General features: G+C 61.5%; 20 protein-coding genes. 7 read left to right on the top strand and 13 right to left on the bottom strand.

All coding sequences use genetic code 11. The features are described from left to right. Positions 1-124: 124 nt before the first annotated feature. From KG088_RS09910 to KG088_RS09885, 6 genes are all read left to right on the top strand, one after another. Entirely contained in the window at positions 125-673 is a 549-nt protein-coding gene (locus KG088_RS09910) for an OsmC family protein (RefSeq protein ID WP_213825363.1), read from the top strand. Positions 674-711: 38 nt separating this feature from the next. After that, on the top strand, positions 712-1,281 hold the full coding sequence (locus KG088_RS09905; protein ID WP_213825362.1) for a cupin domain-containing protein: 570 nt from the start codon (positions 712-714) through the stop codon (positions 1,279-1,281). Between the two features lie 530 nt (positions 1,282-1,811). Then, positions 1,812-2,822 (top strand): permease, encoded by a 1,011-nt coding sequence (locus KG088_RS09900; RefSeq protein WP_213825361.1) that lies wholly within the window; start codon positions 1,812-1,814, stop codon positions 2,820-2,822. A gap of 18 nt (positions 2,823-2,840) precedes the next feature. Continuing rightward, on the top strand, positions 2,841-3,077 hold the full coding sequence (locus KG088_RS09895) for a thioredoxin family protein (RefSeq protein WP_213825360.1): 237 nt from the start codon (positions 2,841-2,843) through the stop codon (positions 3,075-3,077). 60 nt (positions 3,078-3,137) lie between these two features. After that, entirely contained in the window at positions 3,138-4,307 is a 1,170-nt protein-coding gene (locus KG088_RS09890; RefSeq protein WP_213825359.1) for an MFS transporter, read from the top strand. 25 nt (positions 4,308-4,332) lie between these two features. Then, positions 4,333-4,494, top strand: coding sequence for a hypothetical protein (locus KG088_RS09885; RefSeq protein ID WP_213825358.1), 162 nt, complete (start codon positions 4,333-4,335; stop codon positions 4,492-4,494). Between the two features lie 73 nt (positions 4,495-4,567). Here KG088_RS09885 and KG088_RS09880 read toward each other — a convergent pair whose 3' ends face one another. From KG088_RS09880 to KG088_RS09830, 11 genes are all read right to left on the bottom strand, one after another. Then, the gene (locus tag KG088_RS09880; RefSeq protein WP_213825357.1) at positions 4,568-4,882 is read right to left on the bottom strand and encodes a chaperone modulator CbpM; all 315 of its coding nucleotides are present in this window, start codon (positions 4,880-4,882) and stop codon (positions 4,568-4,570) included. A 3-nt stretch (positions 4,883-4,885) separates the two neighbouring features. After that, positions 4,886-5,827, bottom strand: coding sequence for a DnaJ C-terminal domain-containing protein (locus KG088_RS09875; RefSeq protein ID WP_213825356.1), 942 nt, complete (start codon positions 5,825-5,827; stop codon positions 4,886-4,888). A gap of 168 nt (positions 5,828-5,995) precedes the next feature. Next, positions 5,996-6,361: a metalloregulator ArsR/SmtB family transcription factor gene (locus tag KG088_RS09870; RefSeq protein ID WP_213825355.1), complete on the bottom strand. Its 366-nt coding sequence runs from the start codon at positions 6,359-6,361 to the stop codon at positions 5,996-5,998. Positions 6,362-6,420: 59 nt separating this feature from the next. Next, complete coding sequence (arsJ, locus tag KG088_RS09865; RefSeq protein WP_213825354.1) at positions 6,421-7,638, bottom strand: organoarsenical effux MFS transporter ArsJ; 1,218 nt, start codon at positions 7,636-7,638, stop codon at positions 6,421-6,423. Between the two features lie 4 nt (positions 7,639-7,642). After that, positions 7,643-8,686, bottom strand: a complete 1,044-nt coding sequence (locus tag KG088_RS09860) for an ArsJ-associated glyceraldehyde-3-phosphate dehydrogenase (protein WP_213825353.1) — start codon at positions 8,684-8,686, stop codon at positions 7,643-7,645. A 79-nt stretch (positions 8,687-8,765) separates the two neighbouring features. Beyond that, positions 8,766-9,191 carry an arsenate reductase ArsC gene (locus KG088_RS09855; protein WP_213825352.1) on the bottom strand — a complete coding sequence of 142 codons (426 nt, stop codon included), beginning with the start codon at positions 9,189-9,191 and terminating at the stop codon, positions 8,766-8,768. A 126-nt stretch (positions 9,192-9,317) separates the two neighbouring features. Next, positions 9,318-10,100 (bottom strand): phosphate ABC transporter ATP-binding protein PstB, encoded by a 783-nt coding sequence (gene pstB, locus KG088_RS09850; protein ID WP_213825492.1) that lies wholly within the window; start codon positions 10,098-10,100, stop codon positions 9,318-9,320. Between the two features lie 106 nt (positions 10,101-10,206). Next, complete coding sequence (pstA, locus tag KG088_RS09845) at positions 10,207-11,373, bottom strand: phosphate ABC transporter permease PstA (RefSeq protein ID WP_213825351.1); 1,167 nt, start codon at positions 11,371-11,373, stop codon at positions 10,207-10,209. Between the two features lie 17 nt (positions 11,374-11,390). After that, a complete protein-coding gene (gene pstC / locus KG088_RS09840; RefSeq protein ID WP_213825350.1) occupies positions 11,391-12,650 on the bottom strand; it encodes a phosphate ABC transporter permease subunit PstC in 1,260 nt (419 codons plus the stop codon). 108 nt (positions 12,651-12,758) lie between these two features. Then, positions 12,759-13,787, bottom strand: coding sequence for a substrate-binding domain-containing protein (locus KG088_RS09835; RefSeq protein WP_213825349.1), 1,029 nt, complete (start codon positions 13,785-13,787; stop codon positions 12,759-12,761). A gap of 120 nt (positions 13,788-13,907) precedes the next feature. After that, positions 13,908-15,092, bottom strand: coding sequence for a Bcr/CflA family multidrug efflux MFS transporter (locus KG088_RS09830; RefSeq protein WP_213825348.1), 1,185 nt, complete (start codon positions 15,090-15,092; stop codon positions 13,908-13,910). A gap of 143 nt (positions 15,093-15,235) precedes the next feature. On the opposite strand from KG088_RS09830, the gene tal reads away from it, so the two are divergent. Continuing rightward, entirely contained in the window at positions 15,236-16,174 is a 939-nt protein-coding gene (gene tal / locus KG088_RS09825; protein WP_213825347.1) for a transaldolase, read from the top strand. 53 nt (positions 16,175-16,227) lie between these two features. Here the strand turns inward: tal and KG088_RS09820 are convergent, their stop codons facing one another. Together KG088_RS09820 and KG088_RS09815 are read right to left on the bottom strand one after the other, a co-directional pair. Continuing rightward, positions 16,228-16,737 (bottom strand): STAS domain-containing protein, encoded by a 510-nt coding sequence (locus tag KG088_RS09820; RefSeq protein WP_213825346.1) that lies wholly within the window; start codon positions 16,735-16,737, stop codon positions 16,228-16,230. Further along, a complete protein-coding gene (locus tag KG088_RS09815) occupies positions 16,724-17,917 on the bottom strand; it encodes a PP2C family protein-serine/threonine phosphatase (RefSeq protein ID WP_213825345.1) in 1,194 nt (397 codons plus the stop codon). The genes KG088_RS09820 and KG088_RS09815 overlap by 14 nt, the downstream gene beginning before the upstream one ends. Positions 17,918-17,929 lie beyond the last annotated feature (12 nt).

Genomic DNA, 17,929 nt, shown 5'->3' with positions numbered 1-17,929 from the left:
GGGACACGCATCCCGAAGTTTTCCGAATCCGTTCCGCCTATCGGGACGCCTGCCTCATGTCCGCGCGCCGACAACTGCCTAGCTTACATGCAGGCACAACGAACGGCGACCAGGAGGCAGCGAAATGGAAATGCTCAGTGAACCCGTGGTAACGCATCGCCAGCGAGCACTGCAACAGACCTACCGTAGAACCCCCGAAGCAGCCTGGATCAGCGACCACGCGCGGGCCTTGGACGGTGATCCAGCAGACCCGATCCGTGGCGAAATCGAACCGGCCAACAACGGCGGAGTCCGTTGGGCCTACGGGCTCCATCGGGCGGTGGGTGGTGATCACGATGCCCCCAATCCAGGAGATCTGCTCACGTCGGCCCTCGCGGCGTGTCTGCGCTCGACGACACGCATGGTGGCCCAGCGGCTCAGAATAGGACTGGCAGACGTCGAAGTGCACGTGGCCGCTGAGGTTGACGTGCGAGGGGCACTGCGCGTGGATCCGTCAGTACCAGTGGGCTTTCAACGCTTGCACTGCGATGTCAGTGCACAGGTGACGTCCGGCACCAGCGACGCGGCAACACTGAAGGTGCTAGCCAACCACGCGGAAGCGTGTTGCATCGTGATGCAGACCCTCAAGCACGGGGTCGAGATACAGACTGAATGGCGTATCAGTCAACAGTAAGACAGATCACGCCGTAAGAACAAAAGGAGTAAGTAACGATGACCATGACTATTCAGCAGTACAGCTCGTTTCCTAAGGCGCTCCAATCCATCGCAGCGTCGGCATGCGCGATCGGAATGCTGACTACAGCGGCTGGGGTGATGGCTGACGGAGGGGCCGCAGCGCCAATCACGGCCAGACAACTGTCAGACGAGCGGACCCGGTTCACCGACAACGTCAGCATCGAGATTCACTTGCAGCCCGAAGGCCGGGAAGAGCTGATCATTGCGCTCGACGACCCTTCCGATGTTGTGGTGTACGAATTCACCATCCAACCGGGCGCCGTCTTTCCTTGGCATACCCATCCGGGCCTCGTCCTGGCTGGCGTGCAACAGGGCGAACTGATCTACATCTATGCTGACGACTGTGTCGAGCGCCCCTATCCGACCGGCACCATGTTCATTGATCCGGGTGGTGACAATGTGCACACCGCCGTCAATCCAAGCGAGACCGCAGAAACCGTCGTCGTCGCGACTTTTCTGGATTCGCCCTCAGAGGGGCCGCTGACTATTCCGGTCGATGAAGAACGGGGGCGGCAGCTCGACCAGCACTGTGGGGTCCAGCGCTGAGCGACCGGCGCACAGTAGTTAATGCCCTTGCACTCGGGAAGTTCGCGCCGCGCCATCCCCGGGCGTCAGCGTGTCGAGGGACGTTGGCGCCCAACCAGGTGCTCCATCCGTCTGCTGCTTCGCATAGTGGAGGAATTTTCCCGCCATGCTGAACAATGTCATGCAGCCGACGATCGTACCTCGCGCTCCTGATAGCAATATCGCCGGGCAATTGGCCGAGGGGCAGCTTGGAGAGCTAGAGCCAGAGTAGGACGATGGCGACGATGCACTGGCCTATGACAATCAGAGTGGTGGGACATGCTGCTCTCTGTTCGCTCGTGGCTCGGTTCGAAAGGCCGGCGATAGTACCCCCGACCTTTCAATTAACTCACTCAGCTGGCGGAGTGAGTCAGCAGCCCCGTGGGGCGTATGCTGGATCAGGCCAAATCCACATGTAGTGACGAAGAACTGAGGATGCTTGGTTGAGTATCCTTTTGCCTCCTCCTGCGTCTTCTGAGTTGAGACACTCATGAGAGACAGGAGACATGAACATGCTGGAGGTATTTACCTGGCTGGCCGACTGGCTGATCTATGGGCTGGCCGGCCTAGATCCCGAAAGCAAGCTTGGCACCTCGCTACACTTCTTCGTCGAGGACACCACCAAGATCTTCGCGTTGCTGGTGGTGGTGATCTACGTGATCGCGCTGATGCGCGCCTCGCTGAACCTGGAGCGGGTGCGTCACTATATCCAACAGAAACCTCGCCTGGCCGGCTATGGCCTGGGCGCCGGCTTCGGTGCCATCACGCCCTTCTGCTCCTGCTCGAGCATCCCATTGTTCCTGGGCTTCACCAGCGCCGGGATTCCGCTGGGCATCACCATGGCCTTCCTGTTCACCTCGCCGATCATCAACGAGGTGGCAGTGATCATGCTGTGGAGCCTGCTGGGCTGGGAATTCACACTGGTCTACATCGCCATCGGCATGGCGGTAGGCATCGGCGGCGGCATGATACTCGATGTCCTCAAGGGTGAGCGCTGGCTGAAGGATTTCGCCGCCAAGGCCTATCAACAAGCCACCTCGACGTCTCACGGCGACGAGCCCGCCCCCGAGGCGCCCGTTCTCACCTTGAAGGACCGCCACGAATTTGCCCGGGACGAGCTCAAGGAGATCGTCGGCCGGATCTGGAAGTGGGTGATCATCGGCGTTGGCCTGGGCGCCGCCCTTCACGGCTTCGTGCCAGACGGCTGGTTCGCCGATAACCTCGGCAGCGGCCAGTGGTGGAACGTCCCGACGGCCGTATTTGCCGGTCTGCCCCTGTACTCCAACGCCACCGGCGTCATCCCGGTGATGGAGAGCCTGATTCTCAAGGGCCTGCCGGTGGGCACCACCCTGGCGTTCTGCATGAGCACCGTGGCGGCCAGCTTCCCCGAGTTCATCATGCTCAAGCAGGTCATGCAGTGGCGCCTGCTGGCCACCATCTTCGTCATCCTGCTGGCCAACTTTATGATCGTTGGCTGGCTGATCAACCTGCTGAGCCCCTGGCTGTTCAGCGGTTTTCACTAAACGGAAAGGAGCGCAATCATGAAAAAGATCGAAGTTCTGGGCACCGGCTGCAAGAAGTGCGTCAACACCGCCGAGCAGATCCAAGAGGTGGCCGGCGAGTTGGGCATCGAGGTGGAGGTCCAGAAGGTAACCGATCCGGCCGCCATCATGAGCTACCAGGTCATGTCGACGCCTGGTGTGGCTATCGACGGCAAGCTTGTCCACAGTGGCAGCGTACCGAATCGCGGCAAGATCGAGTCGTGGCTGAAGGCTTGAACGGCAGCAGGGTCAGGATGGCGGCTTGCCATACGACGGGCAGAGCCCGATGATAACCGGATGACGCTTCATCGATGGCAGCGCCATCCCCTTCTCCTCATCGTTGTCGCCCAGCTTTTTGGCACCTCGTTGTGGTTTTCCGTCAACGGCGTGGGCCTGGCGCTGTCCCGCGACCTGGGGCTATCTGAGGCCGACCTCGGCCGGCTGACCCTGACCGTCCAGGCCGGCTTCATCGTCGGCACCCTGTTCATCGCCGCCACGGGACTTGCCGACCGCTTCCGCGCCAGCCGGATCTTTGCCGCCGCGTGCCTGGCAGGGGCATTGACCAACGCGGGTTTCGTGCTGGCGGCGCCGCACCCACCCCTCGACCTGCTGCTGCGCTTCCTGACCGGGCTCTGCCTCGCCGGCATCTACCCGCTGGGCATGAAGCTGGTGATCGGCTGGACGCCGAAGTATACCGGGGCGGCGCTATCCTGGCTGGTCGGCATGCTGACACTGGGTACCGCCCTGCCGCACCTGCTGAGGGGCTCCACACTGGGCCTGCCCTGGCAGTGGTCACTGCTTGGCGCCTCGGGCCTGGCGCTGGTGGGCGGCGGGATGATCCTTGCCCTGGGCGATGGTCCCCATCTCCCCACCAGCAGCGGTCGTGCCCGACTCAAGGAAGGCCTCTCTGCCCTGCGCGTGCCACGCTTCCGCGCCGTAGCCGGCGGCTACTTCGGCCACTGCTGGGAGCTCTATGCTTTCTGGACCCTGACGCCCTTCCTGGTCGCTCGGGAGATCGAACGGCTCACGGCCGCGCCGGGGCTGATCTCCTGGCTGTCGTTCGGCATCATTGCCCTGGGACTTGCCGGCTGCGTAGTCGGAGGAATCCTGAGTCGCGAACTGGGCAGCCTGTATGTCGCCCGACGAGCGCTTGCCGCCTCGGGGCTGACCTGTCTGGCCTACCCGCTGTTGACCTGGGCACCGCCCACTCTGCTGCTGGTTCTCTTGGCCTTCTGGGGACTGACGGTGATCGCCGATTCGCCGCAGTTCTCGGCCCTGGCCGCCGAGACGGCGCCGCGAGAACGCATCGGCTCGACCCTGGCGGTGATGAACGCTGTCGGCTTCGCCCTGACGATTCCCGCCATCTCACTGACCACGACGCTCTGGCAGTGGCAAGGCGCTTGGGTGCTGTGGTGGCTGCTGCCGGGACCGATACTCGGGCTCTGGGCAATGCGGCACATTGACTGACCTAACAACGCTGAAGTACGGGACCATGCCACGACTGAGTCGACGCCACTTTCTCAAGCTGACCGGAGCGGTGCCGCCGTCGGGACCCTCTCACTTTCACAAGGGCACCTGGGCCAATATCCGCCGCATTGGCGAAAATCCCGCCTACCTGCGTGATGTATCGTTCAAGCGGCGGCGTTATTCATGAAACCCGCATAAGGTCTACCGCCCGTCCCCCCCCAACTCGACCCCGACACGGCGAGAATCCGCTATGGGTAAACTCAATCCTCGCTCAGCCCGGCAGCCCGTAAGCGGTCCTTGAGACGCTGGTTCTCCTCGATCAGGTCGGTCGCCAAGGCGGCGAGCTCAGGCGCGGCCTCGAAGTCACGTTCCAGCTGACACATCCGCCGTGCTCGGGTCAGGTCGCGGCTGCTGAAGCGCCAGCTCGCGAGATAAGACGAGCCATCGGCCAGCAGGCCACTCTCGATGCGTTCGACGACCCAGTCGGTCTCGACCGAACAGGCTCGCGCAAGCTCGTCAAGCGTCAGGGCTGCCTCGTCGATCAGTTCGCCGCTGGCGACACGTTGCTGCGCCATGTCCTAGCCTCCCTTGCGTTGGCGCGGATCGAAGGCGAGCTCCCGCGCCATGGTCTCATACAGTTCCCGCGCCTTGTCGGTGTCGGCCGGAGGCAGCACCACCTCGAGCTCCACATAGAGATCACCCGGCTCCGGCCCTGGAATACCGCGACCCTTAAGGCGCAACCGGCGGCCGGCCTGCGACCCGGCAGGCACCTTCACCTTCACCACTCCCGAGGGGGTCGGCGTCTCGATGTTGGCTCCCAGGGCGGCTTCCCACGGCGTCACCGGTACCGTTTGATGCACATCACGTCCCTCGACCCGATAACGCGAATCCGGCGTGAAGTGGATCTCGAGAAACAGATCACCCGCTGGACCACCCCCGACACCAGGACTACCCTGCCCCGATAGCCGAATATGCTGGCCCGCCTTGACGCCCTTGGGTATCCGAACGCTCAGGGTATGCTCCCGGGAGTGAATACGGCCTTGGGGGTCGACCTGCGGTACTTGCAGGGTGATCGCCCGGGTAGCACCGTGGTAAGCATCCGCCAGATCGATATTGATCTTGGCATGACGATCCTCGCCACGCATCTGATAGCCGCGTCTCCCTTGCCCTGATCGGTAACCCTGACCGAACAGGTTGGCGAAGAAGTCGCTGAACTCGCCGAGGTCAGCCTCTTCGAAGCCCCCCCCGCTGAACTCGAAACCGGCATCCCAGTCAGGCGGTGGCTGGAAATCCTGGCCCGATCGATATTGCTGAGCCAGCTGGTCGTAGGCGAGACGCTTTTCGGGATCGGACAATACGGCCTTGGCCTCGTTGAGCTCCTGCATGCGCTGTTCTGTATCGGGCTCCTTGCTGACATCGGGATGAAACTTGCGCGCTAGCTTGCGATAGGCCTTCTTGATCTCGTCGGTCGTCGCGGTTTTCGCTACCCCGAGGATCTGATAGTAGTCCTTGAATTCCACTTGAAAAAGCTCCGGCAGGGGTCACGGCGATTCAGCCAGTGATGACCCAGGCGCCACTGCTGAAAGGCATCAACGATCCATCCAAGGCTAGTCGAGGGCCGGAAAGGTAAGCAAGTTGGCGATGGAGAGAAGGTGGAAAAAGGCCGGGCGACTGGCTTCCAGGGTGGCTCAGCACATCGCCAGGCGTCGCTCGGGGCGACTGCCCATGCCGGCGAGCCGTCCGCTGAGTGCCGCCAGGCGTATCGTCTCGCCCTTGGTTGCCGCCTCTAGCGTCTCGTTCACCCAGTCGGGCAGACCGGCCGGAAGCCCATAATAGACCCACTGACCCTCGCGCCTGTCGTTAAGCAGGCCGCACTGGCGAAGCTGAGCGAGATGTCGTGACACCTTGGGCTGGGACTGGTTGAGGGCATGGGTCAGTTCGCAGACACATAACTCACCCTCACGCAGGATGATCAGCATCAGCATTAGACGAGTCTCGTCTCCCAGACATTTGAACACGCGAACCGGTTCCAACAACGCCAAGGCGGCCTCCATATCAGGTGATTATCAATCCTATTCTAAGGGAAGGCGCCACGCACCGATAGCGACCGGTTTCAGGTGTGCTCCCGCGGCAACGCCAAGGCCAACAGGGCACTGGCCGCTACCAGCGACGAGGAAACTACCAGGCAGGCGGCAAGCCCATGGGCCATGTAGAGCCAACCCGACAACAAGGTCCCCAACAGACGTCCCATAGCGTTGGCCATATAGTAGAAGCCGACGTCCATTGACACGCCATCAGCCCGGGCGAAATGGACGATCAGATAGCTGTGCCAGCTGGAGTTGATGGCGAACAGCACACCGAAGGCGAGCAGCCCAGCCACCAGCCAGCCGACCTCCGCCAGCGGCAATAACGCCAGCAGCGCCGGCAGGCCGGCCAATGCCAGCGCCCAGCACACCGTGACGCCTCGCGCCCCACCCTTGATCAGGCCGGTCAGGCGTGGTGCCTGAGTCTGGACACCACCGTAGCCGATCACCCAGATCGCCAGCAGGCCACCCACCGTCCAGTGGCTCCAACCGTGCTGGTCGTAGAGAAACACCGGCAGCGCCACCACGAACCAGACATCCCGCGAGGCAAAGAGACACAGCCGCGCTGCCGATAGCACATTGATGGCCCGCGACTTGGAGAACACCTCGGAGAATTTCGGCTTGCGCTTTTGACGGCCAAGGTCGGCACGCAGCCGCCACAGCGACAAGCCCAACACCAAGGCCAACAATGTCGCCATGACCACCATTGCGCCACGGAAGCCGATCAGCGTCAGCATGACCCCGCCGAGGAAGAAGCCGGCACCCTTGAGGGCGTTCTTCGAGCCGGTGAGAATGGCCACCCAGCGGTAGAGCGAGCTCTGGGCACTGGCGCTGTCCTTCGGCAACAGCACCTTGACCGCACTCTTGGCGCTCATCTTGTTGAGGTCCTTGGCGATGCCCGAAAGCGCCTGGGCGGCCATCACCCAGGGCACGGTGAGCGCCGCCGCGGGCACCATCAGCATCGCCAGGGCCAGTATTTGCAACGCCAGGCCGGCGTTCATGGTGCGGTTGAGCCCCAGCCGGGCTCCCAACCACCCCCCTACCAGATTGGTGACCACGCCAAACGCCTCGTAGAAGAGGAACAGCATGGCCACTTCCAGCGGCGTGTAGCCGAGCTGGTGGAAGTGCAGCACCACCAACATGCGCAGGGCGCCATCGGTCAGTGTGAAGGCCCAGTAGTTGACGGTGATCAGCAGATACTGGCGCACCTCGAAAGGCAGCTGTTTTAACCTCGTCAAGGGCGACATCGCTTCAGCCACGGGCCACCTGCATGCCCCCTACTTTAAGCGCCAGCTCGGCGGTGCGATTGGCATAGCCCCACTCGTTGTCGTACCAGGCGTAGAGCTTGAGCTGGGTGCCATTCACTACCATGGTCGAGAGCGCATCGATAATCGCGCTGCGTGGGTCGGTGCGATAGTCGATGGATACCAGAGGGCGCTCCTCATAGCCCAGGATGCCGGCCAGTTCACCCTCAGCGGCGGCCTTGAGCGCCGCATTGACCTTCTCCACCGTGACCTCTCGCTCGAGCTCGAAGACCATATCGGTGAGCGAAGCGTTGGCCAGCGGCACCCGGATGGCGTGGCCATTCAGCTTGCCGGCCAGCTCGGGAAAGATCGCCGTGATTGCCTTCGCCGAGCCGGTGGTGGTCGGAATCAGGCTCATGCCGCAGGCCCGTGAACGGCGCAGGTCCGGCTTTTGTGGAGCGCTCGGAGCATCCAGGATCGTCTGGGTGTTGGTGATGTCGTGCACCGTGGTCATCGAGCCATGGCGGATGCCGAAGGTCTCGTGGATCACCTTGACCGCCGGGGCCAGGCAATTGGTGGTGCAGCTCGCCGCGGTGACGATACGATGCGCCTCGGGATCGTACTTGTCATCGTTGACCCCCATGACCACGTTGAGGGCATCGTCGTCCTTGATTGGTGCCGTGACCACCACGCGGGCCACACCCTGGTCGAAATAGGGGGCCAGCTGGACGCTCTTCTTGGCAATGCCCGAGGCTTCGACCAGCACATCGCACCCCGACCAGTCACTCTCGCCAAAGCCACGATCGGCACTGAAAGCGATGGCACGATCATCGATGACGATGGTGTCATCGTCCCCCGAGATACCCGCTCCCGGCGACCAGCGACCGTGCACCGAATCGAACTCCGCAAGGTGGGCGAAGGTAGCGGCATCACCACCAGGGTCGTTGATACGTATCACCTCGACCTCGCCCGACTCGACCCATGGCCAGAGGCAGCGTAGCGTCAGCCGCCCTATGCGACCGAAACCGTTGATACCGATACGTAGTGTCATGAGTGCCCTCTTGGTTGGCCTACTGGCACAAAATGAGTGGCGTAGGGTTAGTGGCGCGAGCGATATGATGACGTTGCGACTACCGCGGAATGTCGTCACGCGCCTTGAGCTGAAGCCACAGTGAGAGGCGATGGCGAATTTCTGTCAGTGCCAGTTCATAGGCATTAGCGCGGTCGATCAGGCGCGGGTCGCGGATGTCCCAATACAGGTGTTCGTCGCTGCTGCCTTGCCATTCACGGCAGGACTGCTGTGCCTTGTCGCAGAGTACGACGACGGCATCGAAATGTTCCCCGGCGAAGTCATCCAAGGATTTGCTGGCCAATCCCTTGCTGGGGATGCCGTGCTTGTCCAGCGCCTCCAGAGTCAAGGCATGCGGCTGGTCCGGTTCACTACCGGCGCTGAAGGCGTCATAACGGTCACCCGCCATATGGCGAAGCAGCGCTTCTCCCATCAGCGAGCGAGCGGAATTGGCATTGCAGAGGAAAAGGACTCGTTGCTTGGCCATGGCATCGGCTCCTCAATATATGGAATGTCATATATACAAGATAGAGATGTCAAACTTGTGACAGCCCCAAACAGGACGACGGGGAAGCACTGGCTTCCCCGTCGGTCAGTTGCTTGGCAATACACCTCAGCCATAGCGTCCGGTGATGTAATCCTCGGCCTTCTTGGTATGCGGGTTGGCGAACATCGTATTGGTGTCGTTGTATTCAATGATCTCGCCTAGATGGAAAAATGCCGTGTAGTCGGCCACGCGGGCGGCCTGCTGCATGTTATGCGTCACGGTGATGATGGTGAACTGCTTCTTGAGCTTGTCCATCAGGTCTTCGATGGTCGCGGTGGAGATCGGGTCAAGCGCCGAGGTCGGTTCGTCCATCAGGATGACATCAGGCTGCACGGCGATAGCCCGCGCGATACACAGACGCTGCTGCTGACCACCGGAAAGCGACGTGCCCGGCTGTTGCAGCTTGTCCTTGACCTCGTTCCAGAGGCCAGCCTCACGCAGGGCATGCTCTACGAGCTCCTCCTGCTCGGCCTTGCGGCTGACCAGGTCGTGCATGCGCGGTGCGTAGGCGACATTCTCGAAGATCGACTTGGGGAAAGGATTGGGCTTCTGGAAGACCATCCCTACCCGACGGCGCAGCGCCACTTCGTCCATCTTGGCGGCATTGACATCGCGACCATCCATCTCGACCAGCCCTTCGAGGCGCACGCCGGGAATCAGGTCGTTCATGCGGTTGAGACAGCGCAGGAAGGTCGACTTGCCACAGCCGGAAGGCCCGATCAAGGCCGTCACGTTCTTCTGGTAGATATCGATATTGAGATTATCCAGCGCCTTTGTATTGCCATACCAGAGGCTGAGGTCACGGATGCGGATGCTAAGGTCATGGCCGGCATTCGGATTGCGAGTCACCGGCTGGCCGGTTTCTTGACCCGAGCTTTCTTGAGGTGACATCGGGGCGGAACTCCGCTCGGCAATGTGCATGTTCATCTAAGGATATCCTGTTTCGGTGCGGTGGCTACCAGCGACGCTCGAATTTCTTGCGTAGTATCACCGCCGTGGCATTGAGGAAGATCAGGATCGACAGCAGCACCAGGATGCCGCCGGCGGTCTTCTCGACGAAGGCTTGCTCAGGCTCGCCCGCCCAGGTGAAGATTTGCGCCGGCATCACCGTGGCGGCATTGGTGAAGGAAACGCCCACGTCTGGAATGAAGGCCACCATGCCGACGATGATCAGCGGTGCGGTTTCGCCCATGGCCTGGGCCAGGCCGATGATCGACCCGGTCATGATGCCCGGCATGGCCAGCGGCAGCACATGGTCACGCACCACCTGCCAGCGCGAGCAACCCACACCAAAGGCCGCGTGGCGAATGGAGTCGGGGACACTACGCAATGCCGTGCGCGTGGCGATGATGATCACCGGCAGGGTCATCAGGGCCAGCGTCATGCCGCCAACCAATGGCGATGAGCGTGGCACGCCGAAGAAGTTGATAAAGATCGCCAGGCCCAGCAGGCCGAACAGGATCGAGGGTATCGCCGCCAGGTTATTGATGTTGATCTCGATGAGCTGCGTCAGGCGGTTGTCCGGGGCAAATTCCTCAAGATAGAGCGCCGTCATCACCCCGATCGGGAAGGCGATCGCCAGCGTGACCAACATGGTCAGGACGGTACCCACTACCGCGGACAGGATGCCCGCACGCTCCGCCATTTTGGAATCGCCATTGGTAAAGAAGGTGGTGTTGAACTTCAGCGCCACTTGGCCACTGTCGACAAGCGCCTCGATGGCGGCTTGTTCGGCCTCATTCAGCGAGTTGCGGTGCCCCTTGAGGTACTGGTCCACCTCGCTGTTGGCCAGCACCCAACGCTGCTCGGTGGTACCCAGCAGATCGGGGTTATCGCGGATCATGCCCGGAATCAGGCGCTCGAAGCTGCGGCTGACCAAGGGCGCGATCTCGGGATCCATCGCCGCGCGTCCCATTCGCTGGGCGTCCTCGTTGTAGTTGAGCTCAACCTGCACATAGGCCTGCTGAAACGCCGGCAACCCCCTGTTGAGCATGTCGGCAAAAAACAGCAGCAGGAAAAGACCGGCCAACCCCAGCGACCCCATGGAGATCCACTTCAGCCGTGCCGACTTGCGATGACGGCCCTTGAGTTGGGCGCTGATGTCGTCGAAGGAGTGACTCATCTGCGGGTTCCTCGGTGTTACAGGTTATTGACGCGATATTTATCGCGAAAGCGACGAATCATGATGACCGACACCAGATTGAGACTCAGCGTGATGGTGAACAGCACCAGCCCCAGCGCGAAGGCCGAGAGCGTCTCGGCGCTCTCGAACTCGAGATCACCGGTCAAGGCGGCCACGATGCGCACCGTGACGGTGGTCATGTCCTCCAAGGGGTTGGCGGTCAGGTTGGGGCGCATGCCGGCCGCCATCACGACGATCATGGTCTCGCCCAGCGCGCGCGAGACCGCCAGCAGCGAGGCGGAGATGATGCCCGGCAATGCCGCCGGAATCACCACGTCACGAATCGTCTCGCTCTTGGTCATCCCCAGCGCCAGCGAGCCCTGACGCATGCTGTCGGGCACCGAATTGATCACATCATCAGAAAGCGACGAGATAAAGGGGATGATCATGATGCCCATGACCACACCCGGCGCCACGGCGTTGTTGTACGACGCATCGAGACCAATGAAGCCCGCCACGTCGACGATGATCGGCGCCACGGTGATTGCAGCGAAGAAGCCATAGACCACGGTGGGGATGCCAGCCAGCACCTCCAGGGTCGGCTTGGCCAGGGTGCGAACGCTAGAGGGCGCGAACTCCGACATGTAGATGGCCGACAGCAGGCCGATGGGGATCGCCACCAGCATGGCGATGCCGGTGATCATGAAGGTACCGGCGAACAATGGAACCGAACCGAAGCTCGCCCCGCCACCGCTGCTCTCGTCGCCGCGGCCTGCGGCGGCCAGGAAACTGTCGCCAGGACTCCAGACGGTACCGGTAATGAACTCCCAGAAGCTGTGTATCTGGAAGAAGCGCACGGCCTCGAAGACGATGGAAATGAGGATCCCGAAGGTGGTCAAGATCGAGATCATCGCCGCACCGACCAGGACCCAACGGATCACGCGTTCGATGGCCTGGCGGGCATGGAAGTCGGGGCGCACCTGCATCATACCGAGCATCAAGCCCACCGCGGCGACCACCAGGCTCGCGGCCAACAGAAACGGCGTGGGAATCTCGGCCCCCAGCAGCAACATCAGGAAGGCCCCGGCCGCGCTGACCACCAGCGCCGGGCCGGCCGTGGCCAGCACGGCGAACCAGGCGTACTGATCAGGCTGGGCAAACATCGCGGTGCCTTCGGCACGCACGCGCGCTGCCTTGGCACGACCCAGGAAGAAGGCTACCAGACCCAGCAGCAGCACGCTGCCGCTGAATAGTGCGATCAGTTGATTGGTCTGCATAGATCTCTCTCGATGAATGTCGACGACAGCCAAGCTGTCGGAACGTGATTCGGCCGGCAACCCCGAAGCTACCGGCCGAATCAGGCATCCGTGCCCGTCATGTCATACTTACTGCAGATCGGAAAGCTGCAGTTTGGCACGATCGGCGACCTTCTCGCGGGTCTGCTCACGCTCGGCTTCGGGCAGCGGGATCAGGCCGAGATCCATCAGGTACCCACCCTCGCCGATCATGGTCTCGGAGACGAACATGTCGACATAGTCGTACAGCGGCGGCACTTCTTCAGCGTGCTGATTCTTGACGTAGAACCACAGCGAGCGGGCAATCGGGTACTCACCGGCACTGATGGCCTCGGACTCTGGCTCGACGCCGCCGATGCTGGAGGCAACCAGCGTATCGGGGTTCTCGACCAGGAAGGAATAGCCGAAGATGCCGAAGGCATCGATGTCTTCGCTGAGTCGCTGGACGATCAGGTTGTCGTTCTCGCCCGCATCGATGTAGACGCCGTCGGAACGAATGTCAGTGTAGCCTTCGCCGCCGTAGACCTCCATTTCCTCGGAAGGGACTTCCATGGCTAGTTCTTCGAAGGCATCACGCGTACCGGAAGTGGTGGGCGGGCCGTAGATGGAGATCTCGCGATCCGGGAGGGAGGAGTCGATGTCGCTCCAGTTGGTATAGGGGTTGTCGACCAGCTCGCCATCGACCGGCACCTGGGCGGCCACGGCCAGGAAGAGCTGCTCGAGGGTGAGGTCCATTGCCTCGTTCTCGCTGGACTGTGCAAACACGATACCGTCGGAGCCGATCTTGACTTCGGTCACATCGGTCACGCCGTTTTCTTCACAGCGCTCGAACTCGGACGCCTTGATGCGACGCGAGGCATTGGAGATGTCCGGTGTGCCTTCGCCAACCCCGTTACAGAACAGGCGAATCCCGCCGCCTGAGCCGGTGGACTCGATGACCGGCGTCGGGTTCTGGGTAACGGCGCCGAACTCCTCGGTCACATAGCTGGCGAACGGGTAAACAGTGCTGGAGCCAACGATACGGATCTGCTCGCGGGCCTGGGCAACGCCGACGACGCCAATCACGGCGGCGGCAATGGCCGTGGTCTTGAAAGTACGGCTATTGAGGATACGGTTCATGCGAGTTACTCCTGTCGATGAAAGGTGTCTGGCCTTTGCAAGGCACACATTGCCGCAGGAAAGTGACAGCTTCATGACAGGCAAAACGAAATGTGGGTTTCACCCGACGATCGCCCAGTGTCAGTCGGTCGTCGCCCGCCCCGACAACCAACGCAGGCCGATATTACCCACCAGCGCCGTCGCCAGCATGGTCAGCACCATCGGCCAAGCATTGTCGATCTCGAAGGCGCCGACCACCACGCCCGCCAGGGCACCACAACTGAACTGTATGCTACCGAGCAAAGCTGTTGCCGTGGCGCTCATGTGGCTGAAGTGCTCAAGCACTGACGAGATGGCATTGGGGGCGATAAGCCCGATCACGCCCATGAACAGCATGATCAAGGGCACCACCGTGACAAGGGTGTCCTGTCCAGTGGCTACCAGGCCCACCAGGCAAAGCGCGGCAAGACACTGCACGGCGAGGCCCAGCCGCATGTTCTGCTGGGGGCTGCGGCGGCGTAGCAAACGAATGTTCAAACGGTTGGACGCGGCCATTACCACCACATTGCCGCCGAATACGAGTGGATAGACGGCGGGCGACAAGCCGTAGTACTCCAGATAGAGAAACGGCGAGGCCGTCACGAAGGCGAACATGCCGGCGAAGGCCGATGCCACTGCACAGATATACCCCATTGCCTCACGGTGTTTAAGCACGCTGGCATAGTTGCGCAGGATCTGGCGTGGTGACGCGACGGGGGAATCGACAGGCCGGGTCTCGGGCAACTGGGTGCCCATCAGCCACAACAGGAAGGCCGCATAGACGGCGAGGAAGACGAAGATGAGCCACCAGTCGGCGAGGTAGAGCAAGCCACTGCCCACGGCCGGCGCCACCAAGGGGGCGAGCATCATGATCATCGCCATCGTCGACATCACCTTGGCCGCTTCGCGTCCCCTGAAGCAGTCACGCACGATGGCGGCCGAATTGACCACACAGGCGCCGCCGCCCAAGCCCTGCAGGAATCGCCAGGTCCAGAGCTGATGCAAGCTCGTCACCTGGGTAATCGCCAGGCTAACCACCAAGAAGAACCCCAGCCCGACAAGCAAAACCGGCTTGCGTCCCACACGGTCCGACAGGGGGCCGCCGGTCAGTTGGCCGAGAGCGAAGCCTACTAGGAACACACTGATCGAAAGCTCGGTGTGATGCACGCTGGCACCGATACTCTCCGCCAGCGATGCCATGGCGGGCAGATAGGCATCGATGGCAAAAGGGGCAAGCGCCGTATTGGCCGCCACCAGCAACGCGACGCGGCGGGCGTTCAGGGGCAAAAAAACCTCCTCTGCAAGCGTCATGACAGGGAATTTTAGATAGGCCGCTAATCATACCCCATCCACCCTCGCCTGTCGGCGCTATCGGCCGTGATCCGCCCTTGCTACCATCGGTCCTTCCCTACAACGAGAAGAGCCTTTTCATGGAAGACGACCTGCTGTCCCAACTCAAGCAGATGACCACGGTGGTAGCCGACACCGGCGACATTGAGGCAATCCGTCGATTCCAGCCCACCGATGCCACGACCAACCCCTCGCTGATTCTACAGGCTGCCCAGCAGGCCGCACGGCGCCAACGCCTCGCCGAGATCGCCCGTCAAGCCGCCGACATCGACGATGCTTTGGATGCCGTCGCAGTGGAGATCGGCAGCGAGATCAGTGCATTGGTGCCGGGCTACGTCTCAACCGAAGTCAGTGCTCGGCTCTCCTTCGACACGGAAGCGACCTTGGCGCGCGCGCACTCGTTGATCGAGCGTTATGCCCGCCACGGTGTCGCGCCAGAGCGTATCCTGATCAAGGTCGCCTCCACCTGGGAAGGCATCCGCGCCGCCCGCCAGCTCGAACGCGAGGGAATCAACTCCAATCTTACCCTGCTGTTCGGCATGGCGCAGGCGCGCGCCTGCGCAGATGCCGGGGTGACCCTGGTATCGCCGTTCGTCGGGCGTATCCTCGACTGGCACAAGTCCCGAGATCCTGAAGCCGACTTCAGCGACGATCAAGATCCAGGGGTGCAGTCGGTAAAAGCCATCTACGAACACTACAAGGGGCACGGCTACCAGACCATCGTCATGGGGGCGAGCTTTCGTAACGCTGGCGAAATTGTGGCGCTGGCCGGATGCGATCGCCTGACCATTTCGCCCAAACTGCTAAATAAGCTGGCAGAGACTCGCGCGCCACTGACGCGTCAGCTGGCACCGCTCGACGCCGAGACGAGCGCGCCAGAGCCCCAGGATGAAGAGGATTTTCGCTGGGCAATGAACGAGAATGCCATGGCCACCGAAAAACTGGCCGAAGGCATCCGTAAGTTCATGGTGGATCAGCGCAAATTGGAAGCCCTTTTGGGCACGCTACGCAAGGAATGAAGCGGGTGCTGCTTCTCCTCTTCAATGAAGCGTGCCTTCAGCGCGGTGGGCCTTCAGCGTGGAGGAGAGGCTGCTTCCTGGGACTCGAGCATTTCGACCAACGGCTGAAATTCTTCGCGGTTGTGCTCGCTCATGCGCATGAGGATACGGTGGGCCTCCAGGATGCGCTGACGAAGCCCATCCTCGTCGGCCGGCATCTCATCCAACACGCTCAATTCGCTGGGCTCGGTGATCGGCGCTTCTACCAACGTGAAATAGCGGGAAAACCCCATCACATCCAGCATACGCTGGACATCGGGGTTATCGGCTACGATTGTCGGCGGCTGTTCCAGCCTACCCTGCACCGCCATGGCCACCTTGGCGAGAAAGCCAAGGGCGGTGGAATCCACATTGGTGGTCTTGCGTAAGTCGATCATTACCGCCTTGAGGCCCTGCACCTCGGCGAGTCGTTTGGCCTGACTGTCCAGCGTGGCAGACAGGGTCAAGCGCACGTCTCCGCAGAGCCGAAGCACGAAGACGCCAGAATCGAACGCTGCTTTTATGCGACCTTCATGAATTTGCATCGCCAAACCCGCTTAACATCATGATCGTCAGATCGTCGGGGAGTTTTTCATGCCCCGGGCCACTCTCGGCGACACTTTCATCGTCATCAGAGAGATTCTCGAGAAACAGACTGCTGCGCAGATCCTCCAGCGTGTCACTGCCGAGAACCCGGTCCTCAAGCTCCTTGAGGCGCTTGTTGAGCGTCTTACCCGGCAAGCATTCCAATATTCCGTCCGAACACAACCAAAGACGAAAGTTCTCTGGCAGCTCACACCCCAGTTGAGGGTAGGTAACGCCGGGGAATAATCCTACCGGCATTCCCTCACCTGGCAGTGAATAAACCGTAGCGTTGGCCGCCATCATCGGCATGGGCAGCTGAGCACCAAGCGAATAGTGAAGATAGCGACGCTGCTGGTCAATCACCCCGACGAAAAGGGTGGCATGCTTGCCGATACCGGCATCGAGCAGCTCCCGGTTGAGCTCCCCCAGCCAGTGTGGTGCCAGCGCTTCGGGACGGCTACCATCCCATTCGTTCTGCCATCGATTGGAGAGGTACTTCAGTAGTACGGTCACGAACGCTGACGAAGCGCCATGCCCCGACACATCGGCAAAATAGAAAAGCGTATAACGCTCGTTGAAGCGCTGGAAGTCCAGAAAGTCACCGGAAAGATACAACGAGGGGGCCAACCAATAGTCGCAGGTGATCTGTCCCACGGTCTGCGGTCGCGGCGGCAGCAGCTTGCGTTGTATTTGGCCACCGGCCTGCTGATCGAGGCGCAGCATGGCCAGGTGAGTTTCCAGGTTATCGTTGAGCTCGGCCAGGCGCTCCCGATCACGCGCCCGCTCCTGGGCCAGCTCATGCAACTCGATGGCCTTGCGAATCATGCGTCGCAACAGGTGGCCATGACGCAAGGGCTCGACGATGTAATCCACCAGGCCAGCATCCACAGCCTTCAGAAGGTCGGCGTCGAGTCGATCATCGCTGACGACGAGTGTCGGCAGGCGAGGAGTCAAGGATGCCCAGTCACGGCTCGGAACTGCCCTGACGTGCGCTACCACCAGAGCGGTTTCCGCCGGCAGGCCCTCGACGTTGTCAGCGGCGAACACGGCAAGGCCGTCTCTAGCGATGATCTCAGCTAACGCGTCCCTCTCCTCGCCGGGAACATCAATTACGCCGATCAGCTGTTTGGAAGGCTGCATCCCGTCATGGCC

This window comes from Halomonas jincaotanensis, from assembly GCF_018448785.1.
GTDB classification, from domain to species: domain Bacteria; phylum Pseudomonadota; class Gammaproteobacteria; order Pseudomonadales; family Halomonadaceae; genus Halomonas; species Halomonas jincaotanensis.
This window is presented reverse-complemented; position numbering and strand designations above follow the sequence as displayed.